The sequence below is a fragment of the Aeromonas australiensis genome (assembly GCF_000819725.1).
Classification (GTDB): domain Bacteria; phylum Pseudomonadota; class Gammaproteobacteria; order Enterobacterales; family Aeromonadaceae; genus Aeromonas; species Aeromonas australiensis.
Map to the genome: position 1 here is coordinate 62731 of NZ_CDDH01000073.1, position 26994 is coordinate 89724.

Annotated in this window: 23 protein-coding genes; 11 read left to right on the forward strand and 12 right to left on the reverse strand. The window is 59.9% G+C overall.

From position 1 onward, the window contains the following. Positions 1-119: 119 nt before the first annotated feature. The 8 genes from BN1117_RS13110 to accA all read left to right on the forward strand — a co-directional run bounded on the left by BN1117_RS13110 (position 120) and on the right by accA (position 9263). Positions 120-632 carry an OmpH/Skp family outer membrane protein gene (locus tag BN1117_RS13110; RefSeq protein ID WP_040098040.1) on the forward strand — a complete coding sequence of 171 codons (513 nt, stop codon included), beginning with the start codon at positions 120-122 and terminating at the stop codon, positions 630-632. A gap of 3 nt (positions 633-635) precedes the next feature. Next, on the forward strand, positions 636-1655 hold the full coding sequence (gene lpxD, locus BN1117_RS13115; RefSeq protein WP_005338561.1) for a UDP-3-O-(3-hydroxymyristoyl)glucosamine N-acyltransferase: 1020 nt from the start codon (positions 636-638) through the stop codon (positions 1653-1655). 24 nt (positions 1656-1679) lie between these two features. Then, entirely contained in the window at positions 1680-2141 is a 462-nt protein-coding gene (gene fabZ / locus BN1117_RS13120) for a 3-hydroxyacyl-ACP dehydratase FabZ (protein ID WP_005338559.1), read from the forward strand. Positions 2142-2146: 5 nt separating this feature from the next. Next, positions 2147-2938, forward strand: a complete 792-nt coding sequence (gene lpxA, locus BN1117_RS13125; protein WP_082032604.1) for an acyl-ACP--UDP-N-acetylglucosamine O-acyltransferase — start codon at positions 2147-2149, stop codon at positions 2936-2938. Further along, positions 2931-4070, forward strand: a complete 1140-nt coding sequence (gene lpxB / locus BN1117_RS13130; protein ID WP_040098041.1) for a lipid-A-disaccharide synthase — start codon at positions 2931-2933, stop codon at positions 4068-4070. Before lpxA ends, lpxB begins: the two co-directional genes overlap by 8 nt. A gap of 118 nt (positions 4071-4188) precedes the next feature. After that, positions 4189-4779, forward strand: a complete 591-nt coding sequence (gene rnhB, locus BN1117_RS13135) for a ribonuclease HII (protein WP_040098043.1) — start codon at positions 4189-4191, stop codon at positions 4777-4779. A gap of 38 nt (positions 4780-4817) precedes the next feature. Next, entirely contained in the window at positions 4818-8297 is a 3480-nt protein-coding gene (gene dnaE, locus BN1117_RS13140) for a DNA polymerase III subunit alpha (RefSeq protein ID WP_040098044.1), read from the forward strand. Positions 8298-8312: 15 nt separating this feature from the next. Next, positions 8313-9263, forward strand: a complete 951-nt coding sequence (gene accA, locus BN1117_RS13145; RefSeq protein WP_040098047.1) for an acetyl-CoA carboxylase carboxyl transferase subunit alpha — start codon at positions 8313-8315, stop codon at positions 9261-9263. A 105-nt stretch (positions 9264-9368) separates the two neighbouring features. Here accA and BN1117_RS13150 read toward each other — a convergent pair whose 3' ends face one another. Together BN1117_RS13150 and tal are read right to left on the reverse strand one after the other, a co-directional pair. After that, a complete protein-coding gene (locus tag BN1117_RS13150; RefSeq protein ID WP_040098048.1) occupies positions 9369-9551 on the reverse strand; it encodes a DUF3545 family protein in 183 nt (60 codons plus the stop codon). 158 nt (positions 9552-9709) lie between these two features. Beyond that, positions 9710-10660, reverse strand: coding sequence for a transaldolase (gene tal / locus BN1117_RS13155; RefSeq protein WP_040098050.1), 951 nt, complete (start codon positions 10658-10660; stop codon positions 9710-9712). 701 nt (positions 10661-11361) lie between these two features. On the opposite strand from tal, the gene BN1117_RS13160 reads away from it, so the two are divergent. Continuing rightward, positions 11362-12792, forward strand: coding sequence for an alanine/glycine:cation symporter family protein (locus BN1117_RS13160; RefSeq protein WP_040098052.1), 1431 nt, complete (start codon positions 11362-11364; stop codon positions 12790-12792). 62 nt (positions 12793-12854) lie between these two features. Here BN1117_RS13160 and BN1117_RS13165 read toward each other — a convergent pair whose 3' ends face one another. From BN1117_RS13165 to BN1117_RS13185, 5 genes are all read right to left on the reverse strand, one after another. Continuing rightward, positions 12855-14870 (reverse strand): transglutaminase TgpA family protein, encoded by a 2016-nt coding sequence (locus BN1117_RS13165; RefSeq protein ID WP_040098053.1) that lies wholly within the window; start codon positions 14868-14870, stop codon positions 12855-12857. Beyond that, positions 14857-15852, reverse strand: coding sequence for a DUF58 domain-containing protein (locus BN1117_RS13170; protein ID WP_040098055.1), 996 nt, complete (start codon positions 15850-15852; stop codon positions 14857-14859). Before BN1117_RS13170 ends, BN1117_RS13165 begins: the two co-directional genes overlap by 14 nt. Then, positions 15852-16772 (reverse strand): AAA family ATPase, encoded by a 921-nt coding sequence (locus BN1117_RS13175; RefSeq protein ID WP_040098057.1) that lies wholly within the window; start codon positions 16770-16772, stop codon positions 15852-15854. Before BN1117_RS13175 ends, BN1117_RS13170 begins: the two co-directional genes overlap by 1 nt. Before the next feature lie 565 nt (positions 16773-17337). Further along, positions 17338-17760 carry a Holliday junction resolvase RuvX gene (ruvX, locus tag BN1117_RS13180; protein ID WP_012477381.1) on the reverse strand — a complete coding sequence of 141 codons (423 nt, stop codon included), beginning with the start codon at positions 17758-17760 and terminating at the stop codon, positions 17338-17340. 46 nt (positions 17761-17806) lie between these two features. Next, on the reverse strand, positions 17807-18361 hold the full coding sequence (locus BN1117_RS13185) for a YqgE/AlgH family protein (protein WP_040098059.1): 555 nt from the start codon (positions 18359-18361) through the stop codon (positions 17807-17809). Between the two features lie 119 nt (positions 18362-18480). Between BN1117_RS13185 and BN1117_RS13190 the strand changes: the two genes are divergently transcribed. Beyond that, positions 18481-20106 carry a methyl-accepting chemotaxis protein gene (locus tag BN1117_RS13190; protein WP_040098061.1) on the forward strand — a complete coding sequence of 542 codons (1626 nt, stop codon included), beginning with the start codon at positions 18481-18483 and terminating at the stop codon, positions 20104-20106. 78 nt (positions 20107-20184) lie between these two features. Here BN1117_RS13190 and gshB read toward each other — a convergent pair whose 3' ends face one another. From gshB to metK, 5 genes are all read right to left on the reverse strand, one after another. Continuing rightward, positions 20185-21138, reverse strand: coding sequence for a glutathione synthase (gene gshB, locus BN1117_RS13195; protein WP_040098063.1), 954 nt, complete (start codon positions 21136-21138; stop codon positions 20185-20187). A gap of 51 nt (positions 21139-21189) precedes the next feature. After that, positions 21190-21921: a 16S rRNA (uracil(1498)-N(3))-methyltransferase gene (gene rsmE / locus BN1117_RS13200; RefSeq protein ID WP_040098065.1), complete on the reverse strand. Its 732-nt coding sequence runs from the start codon at positions 21919-21921 to the stop codon at positions 21190-21192. 127 nt (positions 21922-22048) lie between these two features. Next, on the reverse strand, positions 22049-22753 hold the full coding sequence (locus BN1117_RS13205; protein WP_040098067.1) for an endonuclease: 705 nt from the start codon (positions 22751-22753) through the stop codon (positions 22049-22051). A gap of 74 nt (positions 22754-22827) precedes the next feature. Then, positions 22828-23355: a SprT family zinc-dependent metalloprotease gene (locus BN1117_RS13210; RefSeq protein ID WP_040098069.1), complete on the reverse strand. Its 528-nt coding sequence runs from the start codon at positions 23353-23355 to the stop codon at positions 22828-22830. Between the two features lie 68 nt (positions 23356-23423). Continuing rightward, a complete protein-coding gene (metK, locus tag BN1117_RS13215; RefSeq protein WP_040098070.1) occupies positions 23424-24575 on the reverse strand; it encodes a methionine adenosyltransferase in 1152 nt (383 codons plus the stop codon). A gap of 349 nt (positions 24576-24924) precedes the next feature. Here metK and tkt point away from each other — a divergent pair, with 349 nt between their 5' ends. Then, entirely contained in the window at positions 24925-26916 is a 1992-nt protein-coding gene (gene tkt / locus BN1117_RS13220) for a transketolase (RefSeq protein WP_021229193.1), read from the forward strand. Positions 26917-26994: the final 78 nt, after the last annotated feature.

Sequence of the window (26994 nt, forward strand, 5' to 3'; positions counted from 1 at the left end):
GGGTATTCAATGATGGGACGCGCGGTATGCGTGCCTCACCAGGTAACAAGACGGTCCTAACGCCGCTTGCATAATCGGGTAATCAGGTAGCCCTCGCCATGAGGGAACAAGGAGTAAGTGTGAATAAAGCGTTGAAAGTAGCTGGTTTGAGCTTTGCACTGATGGCTGCCGGCATGGGTTCTGCCTTCGCCTCAACCAAGATCGCCGTGGTGGATATGGGCGAAGTCTTCCAAAAGCTGCCCCAGCGTGAAGCCGTTGCAGCCAAGCTGAAAGGTGAATTCGAGCCGCGCATGCGTGAGCTGCAGAAGCTGGAACAGGAAGGCCAGAAGCTGGTCGAGAAGTTCAAGAAGGATGAAGCCTTTATGAGCGCCGAGCAGAAGAAGCAGAACCAGGAGAAGCTGGCCAAGCTGCAGATGGAGTTCAACCAGAAGCGTCAAGCCTTTGAGCAGGACAACGGTCGCCGTCAGTCCGAAGAGCGTAACAAGATCCTGACCAAGGTGCAGGCTGCCATCGATTCCATCGCCAAGAGCAATGGTTACGATCTGGTGCTGGAGCGCAATGCCGCCCCCTATGCCGCCAGCAAGCTGGACATCTCCGGCCAGGTTATTTCTCAGGTAAGCAAGAGCAACTAATTGATGGCATTCACTCTCGCACAGCTGGCCCAGCAACTGGGGGCCCAGGTCCATGGCGACGGAACCCTGGAAATCCGCAAGGTAGCGACACTGGAAAAGGCCGGGGAGGGGGATATCACCTTCCTGTCCAACAAGAAGTACCGGCACTATCTGGAGCAGAGCAAGGCGACCGCCGTGCTCATTACAGAAGCGGATCTGCCATTTTGTCCCACCAATGCCCTGGTGCTCAAAGACCCCTATGTGGGCTTTGCCCGGGTAGCCCAACTGCTGGACACCACCCCGCAGCCGGCCACGGATATTCATCCGAGTGCCGTTATCGCGGCTGACGTGCAACTGGGCGAGAGAGTGGCCATCGGCGCCAATGCAGTGATCGAATCCGGCGTGGTGCTGGGTGACGATGTCCGCATTGGCCCGGGCTGTTTTGTTGGTAAAAATACCCGGCTGGGAGCGCGCTCCCGGCTGTGGGCCAACGTCACCCTCTATCACAATGTGACCATGGGCACCGACTGTCTGGTGCAATCCGGCACAGTGATCGGGGCCGATGGTTTCGGTTATGCCAACGAGCGTGGCGAGTGGATCAAGATCCCCCAGCTCGGCGGTGTGACCATTGGCAACCGGGTCGAGATCGGTGCCTGTACCACCATTGACCGCGGTGCGCTGGAAGATACCCGCATCGCTGACAACGTCATCATCGACAACCAGTGCCAGATCGCTCACAACGTAGAGATCGGTTACGGTACCGCCGTGGCGGGCTCCACCGTGATGGCTGGTAGTCTCAAGGTCGGCAAATACTGTATCATTGGCGGCGCTTCCGTCTTTAACGGGCATATGGAGATCTGTGACCAGGCCACCGTCACCGGTATGGCCATGGTGATGCGACCCATTACCGAGCCCGGTGTTTACTCTTCCGGCATCCCGCTACAAACCAATAAAGAGTGGCGCAAGACCGCCGCCCGGGTGATGCGTATCGAAGAGATGCACAAGCGGTTAAGCAAGCTTGAGAAGAAGCTGGATCAAGAATAATCACGATTGGTATAGGGTACTGTTTTGACTACTGAAAAGAAGAGCCTGGGGATCCAGGAAATCATGGATCTGCTGCCCCACCGTTATCCGTTCCTGATGGTGGATCGTGTGGACGACTACGAGATCAGCGATGAGCGCAAAACCCTGCGCGCCATCAAGAACGTCTCGTTCAACGAGCCGATCTTCCAGGGGCACTTCCCGGCCAAGCCGGTGTTCCCGGGTGTGCTGATCCTGGAAGCGATGGCTCAGGCCACCGGTATCCTGGCCTTTACCATGGTGGGCAAGCCGTCCCCCAACGAACTCTATTATTTTGCCTCAATCGACAACGCTCGTTTCAAGCGCCCGGTCGGCCCCGGTGATCAGCTGGTGCTGGATGTGGAGTTCCTGAAAGAGCGTCGCGGTATTGCCAAGTTCACCGGTGTCGCTACCGTCGACGGTGAAGTGGTCTGTACCGCCGAGCTGATGTGCGCCAAACGCGAGGTTTAACACACGTGATCGACCAGACTGCCATCATTCACGATACTGCCATCGTCCATGAGTCTGCCGTGATCGGTAAAGGGGTTGAAATCGGCCCCTTTTCTGTCATCGGTGCCGAGGTGGAAATCGGCGATAACACCTGGGTAGGTTCCCATGTGGTGATCAAGGGCCCGACCAAGATTGGTCGCGGCAACAAGATCTTCCAGCACACCTCCATCGGTGAGGATTGCCAGGACAAGAAGTACGCCGGTGAGCGCACCTTCCTCGAGATTGGCGACAACAACGTCATTCGCGAGAACTGCACCTTCCACCGCGGCACTATTCAGGATCAGTGCCTGACCAAGGTGGGCAGTGGTAACCTGTTCATGGTCAACGTTCACGTTGCCCACGACTGCATCATCGGTGACAACTGCATCTTCGCCAACAACGCGACCCTGGCGGGCCACGTGGTGATCGGCGATTTCGTGATCTTCGGCGGTCTCTCTGCCATTCACCAGTTCGGACGCGTCGGCTCCCACGCCTTCGTCGGTGGCTGCGCCGCCCTGAACAAGGATGTGCCGCCTTACGTGATGGCCGCCGGCAACTACGCCAAGCCATTCGGGGTCAACTCCGAGGGTCTGCGTCGCCGCGGTTTCAGCGCCGAAGCCATCTCTGCCGTCAAGCGTGCCTACAAAGAGATCTTCCGCTCCGGCAAGACCATCGAAGAGGTGCTGCCGGTGCTGATCGAGATGGCGCAAGCCGAACCGGCCGTCCAGCTCTATGTGGACTTCCTCAAAGATAACGAGCGCGGGATCATCCGTGCCTGATCCGGTTCGTATCGGTATCGTCGCCGGAGAAGTCTCCGGCGACATTCTGGCTGCCGGTCTGGTGCGCGAGCTGCAAGCCCGCTACCCGGATGCGCAGTTCGAAGGGATCGCCGGGCCGCGGATGCAGGCCCTCGGGGTCAAGGCCCTGTTCGAGATGGAAGAGCTCTCCGTCATGGGGATCACCGAGGTGCTGGGCCGTCTGCCGCGTATTCTCAAGGTCCGTCGCGAACTGTTGCGCCACTTTATTGCCAATCCGCCCGATATCTTTATCGGTGTGGATGCGCCGGATTTCAATATCGGGGTGGAGCTGAAACTGCGCCGCGCCGGTATCAAGACGGTTCACTATGTCAGCCCCTCGGTGTGGGCCTGGCGCCAGAACCGCATTCACAAGATCAAGGCCGCCACCGACATGGTGCTCGCCTTCCTGCCGTTCGAGAAAGCCTTCTACGACCGTTTCGACGCCCCTTGCCGCTTTGTCGGCCATACCATGGCGGACGACATTCCGCTGGTGCCGGATCAGGCTGCCGTGCGTCGCAATCTCGGTATCGATGCCAATCGCCGCTGGCTGGCGGTGCTGCCGGGCAGTCGCACCGCAGAAGTGGGCTTTATGTCCCCTCTGTTTCTCGAGGCGTGCAAACACCTGACGGTGCGCTATCCGGATCTCGGCTTTATCGTGCCGCTGGTCAACCAGAAACGGCGCGAACAGTTCATGGCCATCAAGGCCGAGGTAGCGCCGGGTCTCGACATGGTTCTGCTGGAAGGGCAGGGCCGCGAGGCGATGATCGCCGCCGATGTGGTGATGCTGGCCTCCGGCACCGCGGCGCTCGAAGCCATGCTGGTGAAAAAACCCATGGTGGTCGGTTACAAGCTCAAGCCCTTCAGCTATTGGCTGGCCCAGCGACTGGTGAAGACCGAATTTGTCTCGCTACCCAACCTGCTCGCCGGTCGCATGCTGGTGCCGGAACTGATCCAGCACGAGTGCACCCCGGAGAATCTGGTGGAAGAGGTGAGCAAGTACTTCGAGCACGACAACAGTGCGCTGGTCAACACCTTCACCGAGCTGCACCAGCTGATCCGCTGCAATGCCGACTCGCAGGCCGCCGATGCGGTGGCGGATCTGCTCGGCAGATAACGCTATTTCGGACCGTCGATTGCGCCCCGCTACCCGTGAGTCTATTTTCGAGCGGTAACGCCGCGCCAGTCGACCCCTGTCAGGCCCCACGGGGCCTGTTTTGATTCAAGGCTACAAGATGATGATCGATATTCCTGACGACAAGCTGGTTGCCGGTGTGGACGAAGTGGGCCGTGGCCCGCTGGTGGGCGACGTGGTCACCGCTGCGGTCATTCTCGATCCCGCCAATCCGATCGCGGGGCTCAACGACTCCAAGAAGCTCTCCGAGAAGAAGCGCCTCGCCCTGTTTGACGAGATCAAAGAGAAAGCGCTCGCCTGGGCCATCGGTCGCGCCACTCCCGAGGAGATCGACGAGCTCAACATCCTGCATGCCACCATGCTGGCGATGCAGCGCGCCGTGGCGGGGTTGAAGATCACCCCCGAGCTGGTCTTTATCGATGGCAACCGCTGCCCGGCTCTGCCGATGGAAGCGCGCGCCGTGGTCAAGGGTGATAGCCTGGTGGCGGCCATCAGCGCTGCTTCGATCCTGGCCAAGGTGACCCGCGACAGAGAGATGACCGAGTTGGATAGCCGTCATCCCGAATATGGTTTTGCCCGTCACAAGGGCTATCCGACTGCGGAGCACCTCGCCATTCTGGCCGAGCGTGGCCCACTGCCCGAATATCGCAAGAGCTTCAAACCGGTGCGCCGCGCACTGGGGATCGAGTAGACCATGCCATTTTGTTTGAGCAGCGAGAGGAGATGACGATGGCTGACCCCCGTTTTATCCATTTGCGAGTCCACTCCGACTTCTCCATGGTCGATGGCCTGCAGAAGATCAACCCCATCGTCGGGGCTGCTGCAGCCGACAATATGCCGGCGATCGCCCTGACCGACCAGATGAACATGTGCGGTCTGGTGCGCTTCTATGGCGCCGCCCACGGCAAGGGGATCAAGCCCATCGTCGGCGCCGACTTCTGGGTGCAGAGCGATGAGCTCGGCGACGAGCAGTTCCGTCTCACCCTGCTGGCCATGGATAACGACGGCTACCAGAACATCACCCTGCTTATCTCTCGTGGCTACCAGCGTGGCCACGTGCAGGGGCGCCCGGTTATCGACAAGAGCTGGCTCGCCGAACACGCCAAGGGGGTGATCGTCCTCTCCGGCGGGCGCGAGGGGGATGTGGGCAAGTTCCTGCTCAAGGGCAACCGGCAGATGACCGAGCAGTGTGTCGCCTTCTATCAGACCCATTTCCCTGATGCCTACTACCTCGAACTGCTGCGTACCGGTCGACCCGACGAAGAGGTCTACCTGCACATGGCGGTGGCCATCGCCACCGAGTTCGAGCTGCCGGTAGTTGCCACCAATGAGGTGGTGTTCCTCAACGCCGATGACTTCGACGCCCACGAGATCCGGGTGGCCATCCACGACGGTTACACCCTGATGGACAAGCGCCGCCCCCGTCGCTACAGCCCCCAGCAGTACCTGCGCAGTCAGGAGGAGATGGCGGAGCTGTTTGCCGACATTCCCGAAGCGCTGGAAAACACGGTGGAGATCGCCAAGCGCTGCAACGTGACGGTGCGTCTCGGCGAATACTTCCTGCCCAACTTCCCGACCGGCGACATGACCACCGAAGATTTTCTGGTGGCCAAGTCGAAAGAGGGTCTGGAGGAGCGTCTCGAGTTTCTGTTCCCGGATCCGGCGGTGCGGGCCGAGCGCCGTCCCGAGTATGACGAGCGCCTCGATATCGAGCTGAAAGTGATCAACCAGATGGGCTTCCCGGGTTACTTCCTCATCGTGATGGAGTTTATCCAGTGGTCCAAGGACAACGGCATTCCCGTTGGCCCGGGCCGGGGCTCGGGGGCGGGCTCTCTGGTGGCTTACGCCCTCAAGATCACCGACCTCGACCCGCTGGAATTTGACCTGCTGTTTGAACGTTTCCTGAACCCCGAGCGGGTATCCATGCCCGACTTCGACGTCGACTTCTGCATGGACAGGCGCGACGAGGTGATCGACCACGTTTCCGAGATGTATGGCCGGGAGGCGGTGTCGCAGATCATCACCTTCGGTAGCATGGCGGCCAAGGCGGTGGTGCGGGACGTGGGCCGGGTGCTGGGCCACGCTTACGGCTTTGTCGATCGCATCTCCAAGCTGATCCCGCCGGATCCGGGCATGACGCTGGCCAAGGCGTTCGAGGCCGAGCCCAAGCTGCCCGAGCTCTACGAGCAGGATGAAGAGGTCAAAGACCTCATCGACATGGCCCGCCGCTTGGAAGGGGTAGTGCGCAACGCCGGTAAACACGCCGGTGGCGTGGTGATCGCGCCCACCAAGATCACCGACTTTGCGCCGCTCTACTGCGATGACGAGGGTCATCACCCGGTCACCCAGTTTGACAAGAACGACGTGGAATACGCGGGTCTGGTGAAGTTCGACTTCCTCGGTCTGCGCACCCTCACCATTATCGACTGGGCGCTCGGCATGATAAACCCGCGTCTTGCCAAAGAGGGCAAGCCGCCAGTGGACATCGCCGCCATCCCCATCGATGACAAGAAGTCGTTCGACCTGTTGCAACGCTACGAGACCACGGCGGTATTCCAGCTCGAATCTCGTGGCATGAAGGATCTCATCAAGCGGCTGCGCCCCGACTGCTTCGAAGACATGATCGCACTGGTGGCCCTGTTCCGACCGGGCCCGCTCCAGTCAGGCATGGTGGATAACTTCATCGACCGTAAACACGGCAATGAAGCGATCTCCTATCCGGACGAGAAGTGGCAGCACGAGAGCCTGAAGCCGATTCTGGAGCCCACTTACGGCATCATCCTCTATCAGGAGCAGGTGATGCAGATTGCCCAGACCCTGGCGGGTTATACCCTGGGGGGCGCAGACATGCTGCGCCGAGCGATGGGTAAGAAGAAGCCCGAGGAGATGGCCAAGCAGCGAGCCGGTTTCGAGGAGGGCGCCGTCAAGAATGGTGTCGACGGCGAACTGGCGATGAAGATCTTCGATCTGGTGGAGAAGTTTGCGGGCTACGGCTTTAACAAATCCCACTCCGCCGCCTATGCGCTGGTCTCCTACCAGACCCTCTGGCTCAAGACCCACTTCCCGGCCGAATTTATGGCGGCGGTGATGACCGCCGATATGGACAACACCGACAAGATCGTGACGCTAGTAGACGAGTGTCAGCGGATGGGGCTCACCGTGATCCCGCCGGATGTGAACACAGGTCGCTATCGCTTCTCGGTCAACGAAGATGGCCATATCGTCTACGGCATCGGGGCGGTGAAAGGGGTGGGTGAAGGCCCCATCGATGCGATCTTGAGCGCCCGGGATCAGGACGGCCCATTCCGCGATCTGTTCGACTTCTGTAACCGGGTTGACATCAAGAAACTCAACAAGCGGGTGATGGAGAAGCTGATCCTCTCCGGCGCTATGGATCGGCTCGGCCCCCACCGCGCCGCCCTGATGGCGACCCTGGAGGAGGCGATGCGGGCCGCCGAGCAGCACGCCAAGGCGCAGGCGGTGGGGCAGGTCGACATGTTCGGCGTGCTCACCGAAGAGATTGACGACGTCAAGAAGGCGTTTGCCAACGTGCCGCACTGGCCTGACAAGGTGTGGCTGGAAGGGGAGCGCGAGACCCTCGGGCTCTATCTCACCGGCCACCCCATCAACCAGTACAGCAGCGAATTGCGTCGTTATACCTCGGGTCGCCTGTGCGATCTGCATCCCACCTCCCGCGATACCGTAACCACGGCGGCGGGGCTGGTGATTGCGGCCCGCAGCATGGTGACCAAGCGTGGCAACAAGATGGGGATCTTCACTCTGGACGACCGTTCCGGTCGCCTCGATGTGACCCTGTTCAGTGAAGCGCTGGAAAAATATGAAGAGTTGATGCAAAAAGACCGCATTTTGGTGGTTTCTGGACAGGTCAGCTTTGATGACTTCTCCGGTGGCCTTAAAATGTCGGCTCGAGAATTACTGGATATCAACGATGCGAGGGAGCGTTTTGCCAGAGCAATCCGCATCTCCCTTGATGAACAGCGGATTGATGATCGTTTTTTCCCGCGTTTGTGCGAGATTTTGGAGCCCGCCCGTGCCGGAGTCTGTCCGGTTCAGGTAAACTATCGTCGCCCCGGCTCCCGGGTGCGATTGACGCTCGGTACCGAGTGGCGGGTGACGCCCACCGATCAACTGATAGATGACTTGCGAGTCCTGCTTGGACGAGAGCGGGTTGAATTGGTTTTTGATTAGAGGTTCTAAGGCCCTATGAGTCTTTTTCTGGATTTTGAACAGCCGATTGCCGAGTTGCAGGCGCAGATTGATGAACTCAAGCATGTGAGTGAAGGCAATCACGCCGTGGATCTGAAAGACGAGATCCGCCGGCTGGAGAAGAAAAACGAAGAGCTGACCAAGAAGATCTTCGCTGATCTGGGGGCCTGGCAGGTATCCCAGATGGCGCGTCATCCCCAGCGCCCCTACACCTTTGACTATATCGAGCATATCTTCACCGATTTCGATGAGTTGGCTGGCGATCGCGCCTATGCTGATGACAAGGCTATCGTCGGCGGCATTGCCCGTCTCGACGGTGAGCCGGTGATGGTGATTGGTCACCAGAAGGGTCGTGAGACCAAGGAGAAGATCAAGCGCAACTTCGGCATGCCGCGTCCGGAAGGATACCGCAAGGCCCTGCGTCTGATGGAGATGGCCGAGCGCTTCAAGATGCCGATCATCACCTTTATCGACACCCCGGGTGCTTACCCCGGCGTCGGTGCCGAAGAGCGCGGCCAGTCCGAAGCGATTGCCCGCAACCTCAAGGTGATGGCCGGTCTGACCGTGCCGGTGGTCTGCACCGTGATCGGTGAGGGCGGCTCCGGTGGTGCGCTGGCCATTGGCGTGGGCGATCGCGTCAATATGCTGCAGTACTCCACCTACTCCGTCATCTCGCCGGAAGGGTGTGCCTCCATCCTGTGGAAGAGCGCCGACAAGGCCTCTGTGGCTGCCGAAGCCATGGGCATTACTGCCCAGCGTTTGAAAGAGCTTAAACTCGTTGATGCCATCGTGGATGAGCCACTTGGCGGTGCCCACCGTGATGTGGCCAAGATGGCCAATAACCTCAAGGCACGCATCAAGCAGGATCTGGATGCCTTGCGTCCGCTTGATAGCGCGCAACTGCTGGAGCAGCGCTACCAGCGTCTGCTGGGCTACGGCTACTGCTAAGCCCGCAGCCAGTGCTGCAAGCCCCCGCCGAGCCGGGGGCTTTGTTTTATCAGGCATAAATAAAAAACGCCCCGCTGTCGCAGGGCGCTTTATGTGGTGCTCGGACTACAGCTCGATGTCGTCTGTCAGCCCCTCGTAAGCGATATCGATGGATTGCAGCTCCTTCTGCAGGCGGTGTCTATCTTTCAACGCCTCGATTTCACGCCATTTACGTTTTTTTCCCGTTGTCCCACGGCTACGTGAACCGAGTTCAACCACCTCGTCATAATCGAAGTTGAACATTTCCATGGCTCCCTCCTTGGTTGTTCTCGTTTCCACCACCCGTATAACATAACGAATTTGAAATTAAAACGTTTTCGTGACAACTCTATGACAGACCTAAAAAAGCCCATGAAAAAACCGGGCCCCTTGGTAGGGGCCCGGTTTTTTTCATAAAAATGAATTGATTACAGGCGGCTTGCCAGCATGGTTTCCAGCTTGCCCTGGTCGATGGCGAACATGCGGATGCCTTCGCCCAGCTTCTCGTGAGCCATGGCGTCCTGGTTCAGTTCCCAGCGGAATTCGGCTTCGGTCATCGGTGTCGGTTTGGCCTTGCGCTCACCGGTGTAGTCCAGTTTGCGTACCACGGCGCCTTCGGTCTTGCTCAGCTCTTCCAGCAGGGCCGGGCCAATGGTCAGGCGGTCGCAGCCAGCCAGTTCCAGGATCTCGCCGGTGTTGCGGAAGCTGGCGCCCATCACGACGGTCGGGTAGTCGTGCTGCTTGTAGTAGTTGTAGATGGAGGTGACGGAGACCACGCCCGGATCTTCGCTGGCAGTGTAATCACGGCCATTTTTGGCTTTGTACCAGTCGAGGATGCGACCCACGAACGGGGAGATCAGGAAGGCACCGGCTTCGGCACAGGCACGGGCCTGGGCGAAGGAGAACAGCAGGGTCAGGTTGCACTGGATACCCTCTTGCTCCAGAACCTCGGCGGCACGGATCCCTTCCCAGGTGGAGGCCAGCTTGATCAGAATACGGTCGTTGCTGATACCGGCTTCGTTGTAGAGACGGATCAGCTTGCGGGCCTTGGCGATGCTGGCTTCGGTATCGAAGGAGAGACGAGCATCCACTTCGGTGGAGATGCGGCCCGGAACGATCTTCAGCACTTCCAGACCGATGTTGACGGCCAGCTTGTCGCCCGCGTCGATGATTTGCTGTGCCTTGTCCTGGCTCTGGGCTTTGGCCCAGCTGATGGCATCTTCGATCAGCGGCGCGTACTCGGGGATTTCGGCGGCCTTCAGAACCAGAGAGGGGTTGGTGGTGGCATCGATGGGCTGATAGCGTTTGATGGCTTCGATATCACCGGTGTCGGCAACAACAGTGGTCAGGGCTTTCAGCTGGGTTAATTTATCGGCCATAGCGAATATCATCTCTTAATGAGGGAGTAATCCCTGGGTTGCGGGCTTGAGACGGTGGTTCTGAAATAAAATTACAGGATCTTGGTGCCTCAGGCTCAGAAAAGCGCGATGGGGGCGGCCCATCGTCATTGCCTGCCTAATTAATACTGATGTGATGCATCCTGCAATAGGGGGGCTTGGCTGTTAAATATTCAGGCTGGCAACCCATTCTGTTTTTATGAGGTAAAGCATATGATTTATAAGGATTTTTGTCTTTCCTGTGTGGTCTTTTCCGGTTTCCTTTCGGCGGAACTTTTTTAGCTAATATTCATATTTGTGTTGTCGATCACATAAATTATCTCGCGGTGCACTTGAAATTTAATTACAGCGAAAACGTTTGGCGATATCTCGGCGTTTGACAGCCATTTTATGCAAGCGTTTGCGTTTTTGGATAGCTCATCAGGGATATATCAAAATGGTTCTCTTATGGGGCTTAATGGTGGTGGCGCGGATTGAATTCTTGGATTTGTTGAAAGTTTGCGATTTAAATGGCGCTTTATGGGGGTTTACCGTTCGTTTTTTGTGTCCAGAGTGACCGGGATCACTATTCCGGGCTCTCCCGCTGTGCTAGATTCCGCCCCTTTAGCGAAACGCTAATTACACAAAAGACAGAAAACGGTCAGCGCAGACTGACCATGGATGTGAATAACAACGAGAGAATTATGGACACCTTGATTGCGATGCTAAACGACCTGATGTGGGGAGCCGTGCTCATCTACCTGCTCATCGGGGTCGGGATCTTTTTCACCTTCCGCTTGGGCTTTATCCAGGTCCGTCACTTTGGCCACATGTTTTCCGTGCTGAAAAACAGCCGTAAATCGGATAACGCAGGCATCTCCTCCTTCCAGGCCCTCTGTACCAGTCTTGCTGCCCGGGTCGGCACCGGCAATCTGGCCGGTGTTGCGGTGGCCATCTATCTGGGTGGTCCAGGCGCCATCTTCTGGATGTGGCTGATTGCCTTTATCGGCATGGCGACCGCCTTCGTCGAGAGTACTCTGGCCCAGCTCTACAAGGTCAAAGATGAGGATGGCAACTACCGTGGCGGTCCGGCTTACTACATGGAGAAAGGCCTTGGCATGCGCTGGATGGGGGTGGTGTTTTCGCTCTGTCTGATCCTGGCGTTTGGTCTGGTCTTCAACGCGGTGCAGGCAAACTCCATCAGTCTGGCGATGAAGGTGGCCTTCGGCATTCCGGATTGGGTCAGTGGACTGGCGCTGGTGGTGCTCTCCGGCCTGATTATCTTCGGAGGTATTCGTGGCATCGCCCGTTTTGCCGAGCTGGTGGTGCCCTTTATGGCGCTGGCTTATATCCTGTTGGCGCTGGTGATTGTGGCGATGAACATCAGTGAACTGCCTCATGTCTTCATGCTGATCATCAAGTCCGCCTTCGGGCTTGAGCAGGCTGGATCAGGTGCGCTGGGTTATGCCATCTCCCAGGCGATGATCAACGGCATCAAACGCGGTCTCTTCTCCAACGAAGCGGGGATGGGTTCTGCACCGAACGCCGCGGCGACCGCGACACCCTATCCGCCTCATCCTGCCTCCCAGGGCTATGTGCAGATGCTGGGGGTCTTTATGGACACCATCGTCATCTGTAGCTGCACTGCGGCCGTGATCCTGATGTCCGGTCAGTTTGAACCGGGCTCCGGCGTGACCGGGGTGGAGCTGACCCAGCGGGCACTCTCTTCCCAGATCGGTGGTGGTGGCAATATCTTTATCGCGGCAGCCATCTTCTTCTTCGCCTTCACCTCTATCGTGGCGAACTACTCCTATGCCGAGACCAATCTGGTATTCCTCGAGCACAATCACAAGGGCGGTCTGATGCTGTTCCGGATATTCGTGCTGGGCATGGTGATGTTCGGTGCCGTGGGCGAGTTGCCGATTGTGTGGGCGATGGCGGATGTCTCCATGGGGTTGATGGCGATCGTCAACCTGGTGGCTATCCTGCTGCTCTCCGGTGTTGCCATCAAGCTGGCCAAGGATTACAACGATCAGCTCAAGTTGGGCAAGCTGCCTACCTTTGATGCCAACAAGTATCCCGAGATCCGCTCCCAGCTGGAGGCAGGGATCTGGGACAATCCGACCAAAAAATAACAAGCGGTGAGTAAAACCTCTTGATTAAAACCTGAAGGGGGAGCCGGTGGCTCCCCCTTCTTTTATGGCGCACTCGTTGGCTGTTGATCCCAGCGCTGGGCGAGCTGTCTGACACGCCGTCGCAACTGGCGCCCGCAGCGCCCTTGTTGCCGTTCGCTGAGGGGGGCATAACGCCAGCGGCGATAGAGCCACGCACTCTTTAGCAGGGGATGGGCAAGGTCGGGACGCAGCCGTGCCAGCCGCTCGCACCATGCCCCCATGCTTTCGGCGGGCTCTGGTGGGTAGCCGCTGCGTTTACCCCGTTTGAGCAGGGGCTGCCAGATACGCCGCTCTGGCGGCAGGCGGGCGGGCAATAGCAGGGGCAGGCTCACCAGCAGGGCGACCAGCATCAGGCTGGCGAGGATCAACCAGGGCGTGTGCCCTGCCAGGGTTGGCCAGCGCAGGCCAATTTGCTGCCAGAGCTGACCCGCATCGTAACCAATCACCCAGCGACTCCATTGGTAGTCGATATTGTTGCCCCACCAGCGCAGCTGATTGAGCAGGGCCCAGTTGCGATAACGCTGCAAAGCGAGGGGGTCGGCAGCGGTAAACTCGTCGCTCAGGGCCTCCCTCACGCCGCCTTCAATGCGCTCCGGTGCCACTGCCGCCGTGGGGTCGATTCGCCGCCATGTTCCCCCTTCATCGAGATACTCCACCCAGGCGTGAGCATCGAACTGGTGTACCGCCAGATAGTTGCCCCTGGGATTCCACTCGCCGCCGAGATAACCGGTGACCAGCCGTGCCGGAATACCGGCAGCGCGCAGCACGAAAGCGGTCGCCATGGCGTAGTGACCGCAAAAGCCGCGCTTGGTATCGAACAGGAATGCATCCACCCCGTCACTGCCAAGCCGTGGCGGGGTCAGGGTGTAGTAATAGGATTGGCTTTGAAACTGCGCGAGCAGGGTTGCGACCAGCGCCGCGCGCGCCGGATAGCGTGCCGCAAGCGCTTGGCCGTGGGCGCGTGCTCTCGGGTTACCCCCGGCTGGCAGTTGCAGGTTGCGCTGGATGGCTTGGCTGTCATCCTCAGGCCGCGCTTCGCCGCGACCAATGCGATAGCGGATCGCCACCTCGCCACTCCCTTGCCGATAGAGTGTGTCGATGGGGGTGATCAGCAGCGGGCCCGCCAGCACGGTCGGTTCACTCATGGCAAAGGCCCAGCGGTGGCGCTGGGGCTCGGCGATCACCTCGTAGCTGCCGGCGGGTAATGGACTATCTGCCCGTTGATTGTTGGTTTGTGAAGATGACGCCAGAAGGGTCAGCCCGGTTTGCACCGGCACTGTCTGTTGCCACGCTTTCACTTCGGGGCTCAGCAGCCAGCGCTGGCCATCGAAAACCTCCTGCCGCATTACCGGAAAGTAGCGCTCGCGGGCTGGGGGCGGGCCATCGGCAAAGGTGACCCGAAAGGCCAGTTCCGAGGAGTTGATCAGTTCGCTGATATCGCCGGGGGCCAGCTCTTCCGAGAGCCCTGACAGGGCGCGGCTGGTGCTGGGCATCTGCCAGAGGGGCGGGAGCCTTGGCAGCAGCAGAAACAGGGTGATAAGCAGGGGAAGCGCCAGCAACAGGGCGCCCCCCGCGCTGCGCCAAGGTCGTTTCTGCTCGGGAGCGATGGCGGCCACCAGTGCGGTCACTGCCAGCCAGAGCGCCACGGCCATGCTTGCCGTCCAGCCGATGCTTTGTCGCTGTACCAGCGCCAGCGCGATGAGAAAGAAGGCGAGCAGCAGCACCTGCTCGATATCCCGCGCGCGCCGCACCTCGATCATCTTCAGGCTATAGCCAAGCCAGAGCAGATTGATCAGGGCGGGCAGGGTGCCCAATGTGCGCCACTGTAATCCTAGTAATACCAAGGTAGTGATGGTCAGCAGCGTCAACCCGCGGGCCGGAAGAGGCTGCCAGCCACGCCACAGCATCATGGCCCGGACGCCGAGGGTGATGGCGCCCACTGCCACCACCCAGATCTGCAGTCGGGGCCAGAGCGCCGCGACCAGCAGCAGCTGTTGCAGGGCGATGAGTGGCAGCAGGCGGTGGTTATCGAGCAGCATCGGGCGTGCTCTTCGGTGGTGTGGCATCGAATCGGGCCAATGCCAGCAGGCAGCGCTGCACAAAGGCGGCGCCGCTATCTGGCCCCAGCGTCTGGCCTGCCAGTGTCAGGGTAAAAGGGATGCCCCGCTTACCGTAATCGGTGCACCACCAGGCCAGCACCGCTAACCGCTGCTCGAGATCCCCACCCGCGACCCGCTGCAAGGTGAGGTGAGTGTCATCCTGCTGCGGTTCATTGAACTGCTTGCTCAGCAGGCCGCGCCCCTGGGCAAGCTGCTTCCAGGCGACCCGGCTCAGTGGCTCGCCGGCTTGATGTGTCCGCAGGGCATCAAAGTCACCGAGGGTGGCCGGAGCGGGTTGGCCCTGATGTCCTTCGCTTTGGGTCGCATGTTCCCCTCTTAGCGCTCCGAACGCCGGCTTGGGGGCGAGCCAGCCCTCTAGCTGCAAGTCCAGCAAGGACCAGCAGCGAAACAGGCCGAGAGGGTAGCGGCTCTCGACCCGCAATCGGCCAAGGGAGAGTGGCCCACGGCGTGAGCCCAATACTGGCAGGATCAAGGTGCGAGGCACAGCGCCGGCCTGTGCCAGCCAGAGGGTGCCTTCGTTGAGGCTAAAGTGAAGTGCCTGCACCGGGCGCGGGCTCTGCACCAAGATCCGGATAGGAAGCTGGCTACCCGCCTCCCCCAGCACCAGCGGGCCCCCCAGCAGCTCCAGCCCCAACAGGTTGCGGTGGGTGAGCCACATGGCGGCCATAAACAGGCTGCCAAGGCAGTAGGCCACCAGCAGTACCAGATTGTTCTGGTAGTTGGTGCCGAGCAGATAGATGGCGAGCAGCACCAGCAGATAGAGCAGCCCCATGCGGGTGGGGAGAATAAAGAGGCTGCGGGTACCCAGCGTGATCTGGCGGGCCGGGGGAATGCGGCGATCGAGCCAGCGTCGCTGCCAGCGGGCTCGCCACTGCTGCCAACGGTTTAGCAATTTGCTCATCAGGGATTATCCGGATCGACCTTGGCCAGCAATCGCTGGCTCAGGGGACAGGCTTCGCCGTGCTGCACGCCAAAGCTACCCCGCAGGCGGTGTTCTGCCACATAAGGGAAGACCGCTTGCACATCCTCCACCGTGACGAAACGCCGCCCTGCTACCAGTGCCCAGGCCCGGCTCACCGCCAGCAAGGTCTGGGCCGCCCGGGGGGAGAGGGGCTGTGGCAGATCCCCATCAAAGCGGCTCTGCTGCACCAGCGCCAACAGGTAGTCGAGGGTGGCATCGGAAACATGGATGGCATCTCCCTCCGCTTGCAGGGCCGCCAGTCCGGCAGCATCCACCATGGCGGGCAACGGGCCCGCCGACTGGTGGCCGCGCAGTAGCTGGCGCTCCGCTTCTCGCGGTGGAAAACCCAAAGAGAGTCGCACGGCGAAGCGGTCGAGCTGGGATTCCGGCAGTGGATAGGTGCCCGCCTGATCTGTCGGATTCTGGGTGGCGATGACGAAAAACGGATCGGGGAGTGGGTGCGTGTGGCCCTCGATGCTCACCTTGCCCTCGGCCATCGCCTCCAGCAGGGCGCTCTGCACCTTGGGGCTGGCACGGTTGATCTCGTCCGCCAGCAACACCTGGGTGAAGATGGGGCCGGGGTGAAAGTGAAATGTTTGCTGTTGGGGGTCGAAAATTTGCAGCCCCAGCAGGTCGGCAGGCAGCAGATCGGCGGTGAATTGCATTCGCCGGCACCCGAGCCCCAGCACTTGCGCCAGGGCGTGGGCCAGGGTGGTCTTGCCCATGCCGGGCAGATCCTCGATCAGCAGATGACCACGTGCCAGCAGGGTGACCAGGGCTATTTGGAGTTGTAGCGGCTTGCCCAAAATTACCTGCTCCAGCGCTGCCCGCAGCCGGGTTATCAGTGGTTGTGTCTGCACGCGAGCCTCCCCTTTGTGTCGTTGCCTCTACAGCTTATACGCCCGTTGTCAGGGAAAGGGGGGAAGTTACGGATAACCCATTGAGGCGGTGCGAGTTGCACACAACTCTCACATTGGTTTGGCGGTGCTTCATAGCGCGTACATCTTGTGGGAATAAGCGAAGAGTACTACCAACCATCGAGATGGCTTATCTCACCTATGACCAGCGGAGTCGGTTCGATGCAACCACGACAAGCCAATTTCAACTATCCCAACGCGGCGTGCATCAAGGTGGCCCACGCCATGCTGGAAGGGCGGGTGGCAGCATGATGCCGGGCTGTTCGTCCATCAATCTGACGGGTTAGAGCAGTTCGCCGAGCATCAGAATGGAAAACAGGCTTCCGGCAAGAATAAGCCAGCCTTCAAACTTCTCTCTGTTCATGACGACCCCCATGGGTGGAATCCGGGCAAGATGCCACCACGCTAACGGGCCGACATGACCAAGGGATGACGGTAGTATGACAAGGAGGAGACGGCCAGAGATAGGCCATCTCGTGAGGGGGATTACAGGGAGCCGGGATTTGCCTCAGTCGTATTGCTCTTCCATCCAGGCTTCGACGATCAGCTGTGCCGATACCCCGTCCACACTGCCCTTGTCCAGGGCCTTGTAGCCGCCACGCTCGAACAGGCGGGCGCGTGCGTCCGTGGTGGTGAGGCGCTCGTCCTTGAACTCCACCGGCTTGCCGAAGCGGCCGTGCAGGCGGTTACCAAATTTGCGGGCCCGTACCGTGATCTCCTGATCCGTGCCATCCATGTTCAGCGGCAGACCGACCACCAGCAGGTCTGGCTGCCACTCTTTAAGCAGCTTCTCTATCTCGTCCCAGTTGGGAATGCCGTCGTTGGCCTTGAGGGAGCGAAGGGGGCGGGCGCTGCCGGTAATCTCCTGGCCGATGGCGACACCGATACTCTTGGTGCCGTAATCAAAGCCCATGATACTGCGTGATGACATTGGGTAATTTCCTCAGAGTGCGTTGCAAAATGCACTGCAAATTGCATTAGCCGTGGCCGATGTCGCTGGAGAGGTGAACAGGGTTGATCCCGATGCTGGCGGCCGCTTGCTGCCAGCGCTGATGGATAGGGGTCTTGAACACCAGGTCCGGATTGGGCGGGATCACCAGCCAGGCGCCGTCCACCAGCTCCTGCTCCAGCTGACCGGCGCTCCAGCCGGCATAGCCCAGGGCGACCAGCCAGTGGTCCGGCGCCTCGTCTGTGCCCAGGGTCTCCAGAATATCCTTGGAGGTGGTGACCATCAGCTCGTCCCCCACCTGCAGGGTGGAATTGAATCCCGGGCGGAAGCTGTGCAGCACGAAGCCGCGATCGGCATGGACCGGACCGCCTTGCAGCACGGGTTGCTTGAGCTCGGGGCTGGGCGGCGGTGCCAGCTTGAGCTGGGTCAGCATGGTGTCCAGCGACATATCCACCGGAATGTTGACCACCAGCCCCATGGCGCCCTCTTCGTTGTGCTCGCACAGATAGACCAGCGAACGCTCGAAGTAGGGATCCGTCAGGCTTGGCATGGCAAGCAGGAAGTGATTTTGCAGTGTTTGCATATGGGACCAAATATTGCACAGGTATTTGCGGCAATTATGGCAGCTCGACTCTGTGGGCAAAACCGCTTTTTAGCCCAGGCGTGCAGGTCGGTCATTTATCCGGGTGGGGAGAGAACACCATGGCAGGGATTTCAATCAGGCAGAAATTGATGCTGGGGTGTGTGGTGCCGCTGTTGGCACTGTTGGCCTTGTTGATAGGCGCCGCCCAAGCGATGTCTCAGCTGATGGCCGGCATGAACGCCATGTATCATGGAGAGGTGGTGCAACTGAAGGAGCTAAAACAGATGGCCGATCTCTACGCGGTCAAGGTGATCGATGCGGCCAACAAGGCCAACGTAGGGGGATTTACGCCTGCCCAGGCCAAGGCCGATATTCTGGAGGCGCAGCAAGAGACTTCCCGTATCTGGCAGAAATACAGCGGACAGGAGCTGAGCCAGTCCGAACAGCAGGAGGCCGCACGGGTGCAGGCGTTGTTTGGTGCGGCGGATCAGCAGATTGCCACAGTGGTGGCGGTGCTAGATCAGATGCAGGGGGCTGCGCGGGATCAGCTATCTGTCCGTATTATGCCCCTCTACGGGGCGATGGATCCGCTCAGTGATGGGCTGAGTGCGCTGGTGGAGTTCCAGCTCAAAGAGGCAGAGCAGAGCATCGGCGAGCTCAACGATCTCAGACAGCAACTGTTTCAGCTCTTTATTGTGCTATTTCTGGTGGGGGCGACCTGCGTACTCTTCTTCGGTATCTGGGCCGGACGCAGCGTCAGCCAGCCACTGGCAGCCATAAGCCAGGTGCTACGCGGGATGCAGCAGGATCTCGATCTCAGTCAGCAGGTACCTGTGCTGCGCCTGGACGAGATGGGGGCGCTGGCTCAATCGCTTAATCAGGTGTTCCGCCATTTTCGCGGCCTGATCACCCAGATTAACGATATGTCCGAGCAGCTTGCCAAAGAGTCGGCTCGTCTTGCCCATATCGGGGTCGAGAACCGCCAGCGCTTTGCCCAGCAACAGGGGGAGACCGATCAGACCGCCACCGCCATGAACCAGATGAGCGCCACAGTGGCCGAGGTGGCCAACAGCTCCAACGGTGCGGCAGAGGCAGCCCGTGGTGCGCACGAGAGTGCCCGTCACGGTCATCTGGTGGTGGAGGATGCCATTGCCCGGATGTCTGCGTTGTCTTCCCATATTCAAGACACTGCAACTATGATCACCCAGCTGGCTGACAACAGCCGCGATATCAGTAGTGTGATGGAAACCATTCGCGGTATCGCAGAGCAGACCAACCTGCTTGCGCTTAATGCGGCGATCGAAGCTGCGCGCGCAGGGGATCAGGGACGCGGTTTTGCGGTGGTGGCCGATGAGGTGCGCACCCTTTCCCTGCGAACCCAGCGCTCGACCGAAGAGATTGGCAAGACCATCATTAAGTTGCAGCAGGGGGCCACTGATGCAGCCAGCAGCATGGTGCGTGGGCTGGATCAGGTTGAGGAGTCCAATCGCACCGTGCTTGCCTGTGGCAAGGCCCTTGGCGAAATTGTCACCTCGGTGGAGAAGATTAACGATCTTAATACCCATATTGCCACCGCCGCCGAGGAGCAAAGTAAGGTGGCCGAAGATATCACCCGCAACGTGGTCAATATCGCCCATATCGCCACCGAATCAACGGCGGCTGTCTCCGAGATGAACCAGAGTTGTCACGAGCTGGAACAGCTATCGAGTGATCTCAAGCAGAAGGTGGGGCAGTTCCGCTGTTAAGCCTTCATATCAACGTGCAAGGCATGAAACAGAAGAGGCAGCCCCGGGGCTGCCTCTTGTTATGAACCTCTAGCCGGTTCAGGCTTTCGCCAGCCGACGCTCGATGGCATCCATCAACATGCCGGTGATGTGCACATCGAAGGCCGCTTCAATCTCGCGAATGCAGGTCGGGCTGGTGACGTTAATCTCGGTCAGCCGATCGCCGATGATATCGAGGCCGACGAAGATGAGCCCCTTCTCTTTCAACGTCGGGCCAACCGCACGGGCGATGGCCCAGTCGGCTTCGCTCAGGGGGCGCGCTTCACCACGGCCACCGGCAGCCAGATTGCCACGGGTCTCCCCCTGCGCCGGAATGCGGGCGAGGCAGTAAGGCACCGGTTCACCGTCCACCACCAGCACCCGCTTGTCGCCATCCTTGATGGCGGGCAGATAGGTTTGCGCCATGCAGTACTGGCTGCCGTGGGCGGTCAGGGTTTCGATAATCACCCCGACGTTGGCGTCATCTTCCTTCATGCGGAAGATGGAGGCACCGCCCATGCCGTCCAAGGGCTTCAAGATCACGTCTTTATGCTTGGCGTGGAAGGCGCGCAGCTTGTCGGCGCGGCGGGTCACCAGCGTGGTCGGGGTGTGCTCGGCAAACCAGGCGGTGTAGAGCTTCTCGTTGGCGTCGCGCAGGCTCTGCGGCTTGTTGACGATAAGGCAACCCTCATCCTCGGCCCGCTCCAGCATGTAGGTGGCGTAGATAAATTCGGTGTCGAACGGCGGATCCTTGCGCATCAGGATCACATCGAGGTTGGAGAGGGGCTGATCCACCACCTCGCCCAGGGTGTACCAGTCGGCATAGTCATATTTGACGGTGAGCGGGCGCATGGTGCCAAAGGCGCGACCGGCTTCCATGTAGAGATCCTTCATCTCCAGATAGAAGAGCTCATAGCCGCGCTTTTGCGCCTCTTCGAGCATGGCAAAGCTGGAATCTTTCTTGATGTTGATGGCCGAGATGGGGTCCATCACGATGCCGAGTTTAATGGTCATCCGAATATCCTTCTTGTGGCTCGATTGCGAATGAGATTCTTAAAACCTGCTTCAGGCCAGATCACCAAAGCGGCACTGCAACGCAGTGATCGCAGTCAGGGCGGCAGTTTCGGTGCGCAGCACCCGTGGCCCCAGCAGCATCTCTTTGAAATCTTCCTGCACGGTACGGGCGATCTCGTCGCTCGACAAGCCCCCTTCCGGGCCAATCAGCAGGCGCACGCCGTGCTCGGGAACGGGCAAGGTGTTGATGCTGTACTCGGCGCGCGGGTGCAGGTTGAGCTTGAGCTCCTTGGTCTCTTCTGCCAGCCAGGCGTCCAGCTCCATCGGCATGCGCACCTCTGGCACCAGGTTGCGGCCGCACTGTTCGCAGGCGCTGATCACCACCTTTTGCCACTGTTCGCGCTTCTTCTCCAAGCGGTCTGCTGGCAGCTTGACGCCGCAGCGCTCGGAGAAGAGCGGAGTGATGCAGGTGACGCCCAGCTCAACCGATTTCTGGATGGTGAAGTCCATCTTGTCGCCGCGGCTGATCACCTGACCCAGATGAATGGCCAGCGGTGACTCCACCGACTGGGCGTCACAACTGTCGATGGTCACTTCCACCGACTTTTTACCGACCTGGGCTATGGTGGCGGGATATTGATTGCCATCGCCGTTGAACAGCTCGAGCTGCTGGCCCGGCTGCATGCGCAGCACCCGGCCTATATGGTTGGCACCGTCTTCCGACAGGGCGATGGTCTGGCCAACTTGCAGGGTGGCCGGTTCATAGATACGTGGAATGCGCATGGCTGCTTGTTAGTCTCTTGCTTGGAAACCCTTCATATCCTGCTGCGAGGCGGCGAGCAAGGCTCACGTGGCAGTGGGGAAGGGCTTCATGATTAGGAGGGGTGATCCCCTCCCTGGTCAAATGGGGTTATTGGCACTGCTTTTCAATAAAGGGATTGGTATTGCCCTGCAGCTTGCCGATGCGGCGGTTGCGCTCGCACTCCCAGCCCTCTGCCGGGTACTGCCTGTCCCAAGCTTCAAACAGTTTACGCTGTTGCGCTGCCAGACGCAGCCCATACTGCTGGCTCATATAGAGGTAGGCGCGGGCGATCTGGCCCCGTACCGGCCCCTTGGGCGGTTGCACCCGACGATCCTTGAAATCCACCAGCATCTGGCACTGGCCGTACTGATCCGGCTTGCCGTTCCAGTCGGAGAAGCGGTAGTTGGCCCGATCGCCGTTCACCTCGCCGATGGCGGGGAAGAGGTTGTGCATGTCCCCCTCCATCTTGTTGAACTCGGGGCTCGCTTTTTCGCAATTCTTGCGACCGCCTTGCTGCCAGCACTGCAGCTGGTGGCCGAACTCCCAGGCGGGGACCACGTGTTCCCACTCAATGCGGGCGGCGCGTTTGGCCTGCTTGCGCGGCTCATAGCCGCAGCTGGCGAGATCCGGGCTCATTTTCTTGCCCTGATAGTCGATGTCGCAGCCGCAGTAGAAGGTGGTGACTGTGGGCTGGGTCTGATAGAGCTTCACCAGATCCTGCTTGGCTTGGCGAAAGGTCTGGGCGTGCAAAGGGGCGCTGAGCAGCGGCAAACCGGCCAGCAGGGTCAGGGCGAGGGAGGAGATGAAACGCATGGGATTCCTTGCAAAACGGGGTGATTGACGAACGATGGCGGGCACCCTACCACAGGGGCGCGACACAAGCTGGCTTACTGCTCTGGCTCCGGCCGTTCCCGCTCCAGCGGCTGCTTGCAGCGGCGGCAGTGATAGCGGGCCTCGCCGCGCACCACCTTGTTGTGGCGGCGTATCGACAGTTGATGCTGCTGGCAGTGACAGCGATAGGGCACGGTGCGCTGGGCCAATACCGCCAGATCGAAGCTGTGGGTGGTTCTGGGCTCCAGGCCGAACACCTCCCGCATTACCGATTGCCATTGGCGACCGTGGGGCAAGACCCGGCTTTTGCCACGTCCTTCTCCCCACAGGGCATAAACCAGCAGATGGGCCACCTCGTGGGGCACAACCTCATCCAGAAACGCCTGCTGGTTGGCCTGATAGAGGGCGGGATTGAAGCGCAGCTCCCAGGTCTGCAGCCGCGCCGAACCCGCCGCCCGGCCCCGCATATTGCAGTCGATCCGCGGGCGGGGGAAGGTGCGGCCAAGGCGCGCCTCGGCCTGCACAAAGCAGGCTTCTACGCGTTGTTGCAGCAGGGCGACAAGCTGGGCAGGAGTGGCAGACATCAACATCTCGTCAAATGGCGGATAAGCAAAAGGGGAGCCAGGCTCCCCTTTTATCACAACAGCGAGCCTTACAGGCCAGCGGCGGAACGCAGCAGTTCGGCCTTGTCGGTCTGCTCCCACGGGAACTCGTCGCGACCGAAGTGACCGTAGGCGGCAGTGGCCTGGTAGATCGGGCGCTTCAGATCCAGCATTTCGATCAGGCCATACGGGCGCAGTTCGAAGTGCTCGCGCACCAGCTTGACCAGCAGCTCCTCGGCGACCTTGGCAGTGCCGAAGGTCTCGACGCTGATGGAGGTCGGCTCGGCCACGCCGATGGCGTAGGAGATCTGGATTTCACAGCGATCGGCCAGACCGGCGGCAACGATGTTTTTGGCAACGTAGCGGGCAGCGTAGGCTGCGGAGCGGTCAACCTTGGACGGATCCTTACCGGAGAAGGCGCCACCACCGTGACGGGCCATGCCGCCGTAGGTGTCGACGATGATCTTGCGACCGGTCAGACCGCAGTCACCCATCGGGCCGCCGATAACGAAACGGCCGGTCGGGTTGATGAAGTATTTGGTGTCCTTGTTGACCCACTCGGCCGGCAGCACCGGCTTGATGATCTCTTCGCGTACCGCTTCAACCAGATCCTTGTGGCTGATGGATTCGGCGTGCTGGGTAGACAGAACAACGGCATCCACACCGATGATCTTGCCTGCGTCGTCGTAGGCAAAGGTCAGCTGGCTCTTGGCATCCGGACGCAGCCACGGCAGGGTGCCGTTCTTGCGCACTTGCGCCTGACGCTTCACCAGCAGGTGAGAGTAGGTGATGGGGGCCGGCATCAGCACGTCGGTTTCGTTGGTGGCGTAGCCGAACATCAGGCCCTGGTCGCCCGCGCCCTGCTCCAGCGGATCGCTGCGGTCAACGCCCTGGTTGATGTCCGGGGACTGCTTGCCGATGGCGTTCAGTACGGCGCAGGAGTCAGCATCGAAGCCCATGTCGGAGTGGGTGTAGCCGATTTCACGTACGGTATCACGCACGATCTGTTCGATATCAACCCAGGCAGAGGTGGTTACTTCGCCGGCCACCATGACCATACCGGTCTTGACCAGGGTCTCGCAGGCGACACGGGCCTTGGTATCTTGCTTGAGGATGGCGTCCAGTACCGCATCGGAGATCTGGTCCGCAATCTTGTCGGGATGGCCTTCGGAGACCGACTCGGAAGTAAACAGCTTTGCCATGATATGAGTCTCAGCTTGTCTGGGTTATCGCCACGGCAATAACCGGATGAATGGGATGGTGTAGAGGTATCTACATCTGGACGTCTATTTTAGTTAGCGCCCCCCGCGATTGCCAGCACTATTTTGTTGCACAGTGGCCAATGGGTCACAAGTGATGCTCTCCTATCCCAAAAGGGATGGCAGTCAAACGTTTTTCTCTGGTTGCTTTGGTCAATAGCGGGCAAGAAAAGCGATTGTCCTCCCAAAGCCACTTTATTCGTCCAGATAATATTTGCACGCTGCGCGCCCTGCTGGGACAATAACGCGCCTTAATCTTGGCCATCAAATGAAGCAATCGCAGGAGATACAGATGCCTTCTCGTAAAGAGCTTGCCAATGCCATTCGTGCATTGAGTATGGATGCCGTTCAAAAAGCCAACTCCGGTCACCCGGGCGCCCCCATGGGAATGGCGGATATCGCCGAAGTGCTGTGGCGTAGCCACCTCAGACATAACCCGAACAACCCCAAGTGGGCCGACCGCGACCGTTTCATTCTCTCCAACGGCCACGGCTCCATGCTGCTGTACTCCCTGCTGCATCTCTCCGGTTATGACCTCTCCATCGACGATCTGAAAAACTTCCGCCAACTGCACTCTCGCACCCCGGGTCACCCGGAGTACGGCTATGCACCGGGCGTTGAAACCACCACTGGCCCGCTGGGTCAGGGCATCACCAACGCCGTTGGTATGGCGATCGCCGAAAAAGCCATGGCTGAGCAGTTCAACCAGCCGGGCCACGACATCGTTGACCACTACACCTACGCCTTTATGGGCGACGGCTGCCTGATGGAAGGTATCTCCCACGAAGCGTGCTCCCTGGCAGGTACCCTGCAACTGGGCAAACTGATCGCGTTCTGGGATGACAACGGCATCTCCATCGATGGTCACGTTGAAGGCTGGTTCACCGACGACACCGTCAAGCGCTTCGAAGCCTACGGCTGGCACGTTATCCCGGCTGTTGACGGTCACAGCCCGGAGGCCATCAATGCCGCCATCGAAGCCGCCAAGGCCGAGACCGGCAAGCCGACCCTGATCTGCTGCCGCACCATCATCGGTTACGGCTCCCCGAACAAATCCGGTTCTCACGACTGCCACGGCTCACCGCTGGGCAACGACGAGATCGCCGCAGCTCGCGCTTTCCTGAAGTGGGACCACGCACCGTTCGTTATCCCGGCCGATATCGCTGCCGAGTGGAACGGTCAGGAGAAGGGCGCTGCACTGGAAGCCGACTGGGCTGCCAAGTTCGCCGCCTATGAAGCCGCTCACCCGACGCTGGCTGCCGAATTCAAGCGCCGCACCGCTGGCGAACTGCCGGCCAACTGGGCTGCTGAATCCGCCAAGATCATCGAAACCCTGCAAGCCAACCCGGCCAAGATCGCAACCCGTAAAGCGTCCCAGAACTCTCTGGAAGCGTTCGGCAAGCTGCTGCCGGAGTTCATGGGCGGCTCTGCCGACCTGGCGCCGTCCAACCTGACCATGTGGTCCGGCTCCAAGTCCCTGACCAACGACGATGCCTCCGGCAACTACATCCACTACGGTGTACGCGAGTTCGGCATGTCCGCCATCATGAACGGTATCGCCCTGCACGGTGGTTTCATCCCCTACGGCGCCACCTTCCTGATGTTTATGGAGTACGCCCGCAACGCCCTGCGCATGGCCGCCCTGATGAAGCAGCGCGCTATCTTCGTTTACACCCACGACTCCATCGGTCTGGGTGAAGATGGCCCGACTCACCAGCCGGTTGAGCAGATCGCTTCCCTGCGTCTGACTCCGAACATGAGCACCTGGCGTCCGTGTGACCAGGTTGAATCTGCCATCGCCTGGAAACACGCCATCGAGCGTACCGACGGCCCGACCTCTCTGATCTTCTCTCGTCAGAACCTGGCCCAGATGGACCGTACCGCCCAGCAGCTGGCTGATACCGCCAAGGGTGGCTACGTGCTGAAGGATTGCGCCGGTACTCCGGAGCTGATCCTGATCGCCACCGGTTCCGAAGTGGAACTGGCTGTTGCCGCCTATGAGCAGCTGACTGCCAAGGGCCGTGCCGTGCGCGTGGTCTCTCTGCCGTCTACCGACGTGTTCGACGCCCAGTCTGCCGAGTACAAAGAGTCCGTCCTGCCGTCCTCCGTCACCAAGCGTGTGGCTATCGAAGCCGGCATCGCTGACTACTGGTACAAGTACGTCGGTTTCGGCGGCAAGATCATCGGTATGACCACCTTCGGTGAGTCTGCACCGGCCGAGCTGCTGTTCAAGGAATTCGGCTTTACCGTGGAAAACGTGGTTGCGACCGCAGAGTCCCTGTAACAGCCCCTGTAATTCCTGACCATTGGGCCAGCTTGGCCCAATAGCTGGAAAATAAAACGCCCCCCATCGCAAGATGGG

What these genes read in the sequence shown, in the direction of transcription:
- BN1117_RS13160 (WP_040098052.1), top strand. Translation starts at nt 11,362, where the DNA reads ATGGACACCTTGATTGCGATGCTAAACGACCTGATGTGGGGAGCCGTG.
- accA (WP_040098047.1), top strand. Translation starts at nt 8,313, where the DNA reads ATGAGTCTTTTTCTGGATTTTGAACAGCCGATTGCCGAGTTGCAGGCG.
- rsmE (WP_040098065.1), bottom strand. Translation starts at nt 21,921, where the DNA reads ATGCGCATTCCACGTATCTATGAACCGGCCACCCTGCAAGTTGGCCAG.
- gshB (WP_040098063.1), bottom strand. Translation starts at nt 21,138, where the DNA reads ATGACCATTAAACTCGGCATCGTGATGGACCCCATCTCGGCCATCAAC.
- BN1117_RS13150 (WP_040098048.1), bottom strand. Translation starts at nt 9,551, where the DNA reads ATGGAAATGTTCAACTTCGATTATGACGAGGTGGTTGAACTCGGTTCA.
- lpxD (WP_005338561.1), top strand. Translation starts at nt 636, where the DNA reads ATGGCATTCACTCTCGCACAGCTGGCCCAGCAACTGGGGGCCCAGGTC.
- BN1117_RS13205 (WP_040098067.1), bottom strand. Translation starts at nt 22,753, where the DNA reads ATGCGTTTCATCTCCTCCCTCGCCCTGACCCTGCTGGCCGGTTTGCCG.
- rnhB (WP_040098043.1), top strand. Translation starts at nt 4,189, where the DNA reads ATGATGATCGATATTCCTGACGACAAGCTGGTTGCCGGTGTGGACGAA.
- BN1117_RS13170 (WP_040098055.1), bottom strand. Translation starts at nt 15,852, where the DNA reads ATGAGCAAATTGCTAAACCGTTGGCAGCAGTGGCGAGCCCGCTGGCAG.
- tal (WP_040098050.1), bottom strand. Translation starts at nt 10,660, where the DNA reads ATGGCCGATAAATTAACCCAGCTGAAAGCCCTGACCACTGTTGTTGCC.
- dnaE (WP_040098044.1), top strand. Translation starts at nt 4,818, where the DNA reads ATGGCTGACCCCCGTTTTATCCATTTGCGAGTCCACTCCGACTTCTCC.
- metK (WP_040098070.1), bottom strand. Translation starts at nt 24,575, where the DNA reads ATGGCAAAGCTGTTTACTTCCGAGTCGGTCTCCGAAGGCCATCCCGAC.
- ruvX (WP_012477381.1), bottom strand. Translation starts at nt 17,760, where the DNA reads ATGTCATCACGCAGTATCATGGGCTTTGATTACGGCACCAAGAGTATC.
- BN1117_RS13210 (WP_040098069.1), bottom strand. Translation starts at nt 23,355, where the DNA reads ATGTCTGCCACTCCTGCCCAGCTTGTCGCCCTGCTGCAACAACGCGTA.
- BN1117_RS13165 (WP_040098053.1), bottom strand. Translation starts at nt 14,870, where the DNA reads ATGCTGCTCGATAACCACCGCCTGCTGCCACTCATCGCCCTGCAACAG.
- tkt (WP_021229193.1), top strand. Translation starts at nt 24,925, where the DNA reads ATGCCTTCTCGTAAAGAGCTTGCCAATGCCATTCGTGCATTGAGTATG.
- BN1117_RS13185 (WP_040098059.1), bottom strand. Translation starts at nt 18,361, where the DNA reads ATGCAAACACTGCAAAATCACTTCCTGCTTGCCATGCCAAGCCTGACG.
- BN1117_RS13190 (WP_040098061.1), top strand. Translation starts at nt 18,481, where the DNA reads ATGGCAGGGATTTCAATCAGGCAGAAATTGATGCTGGGGTGTGTGGTG.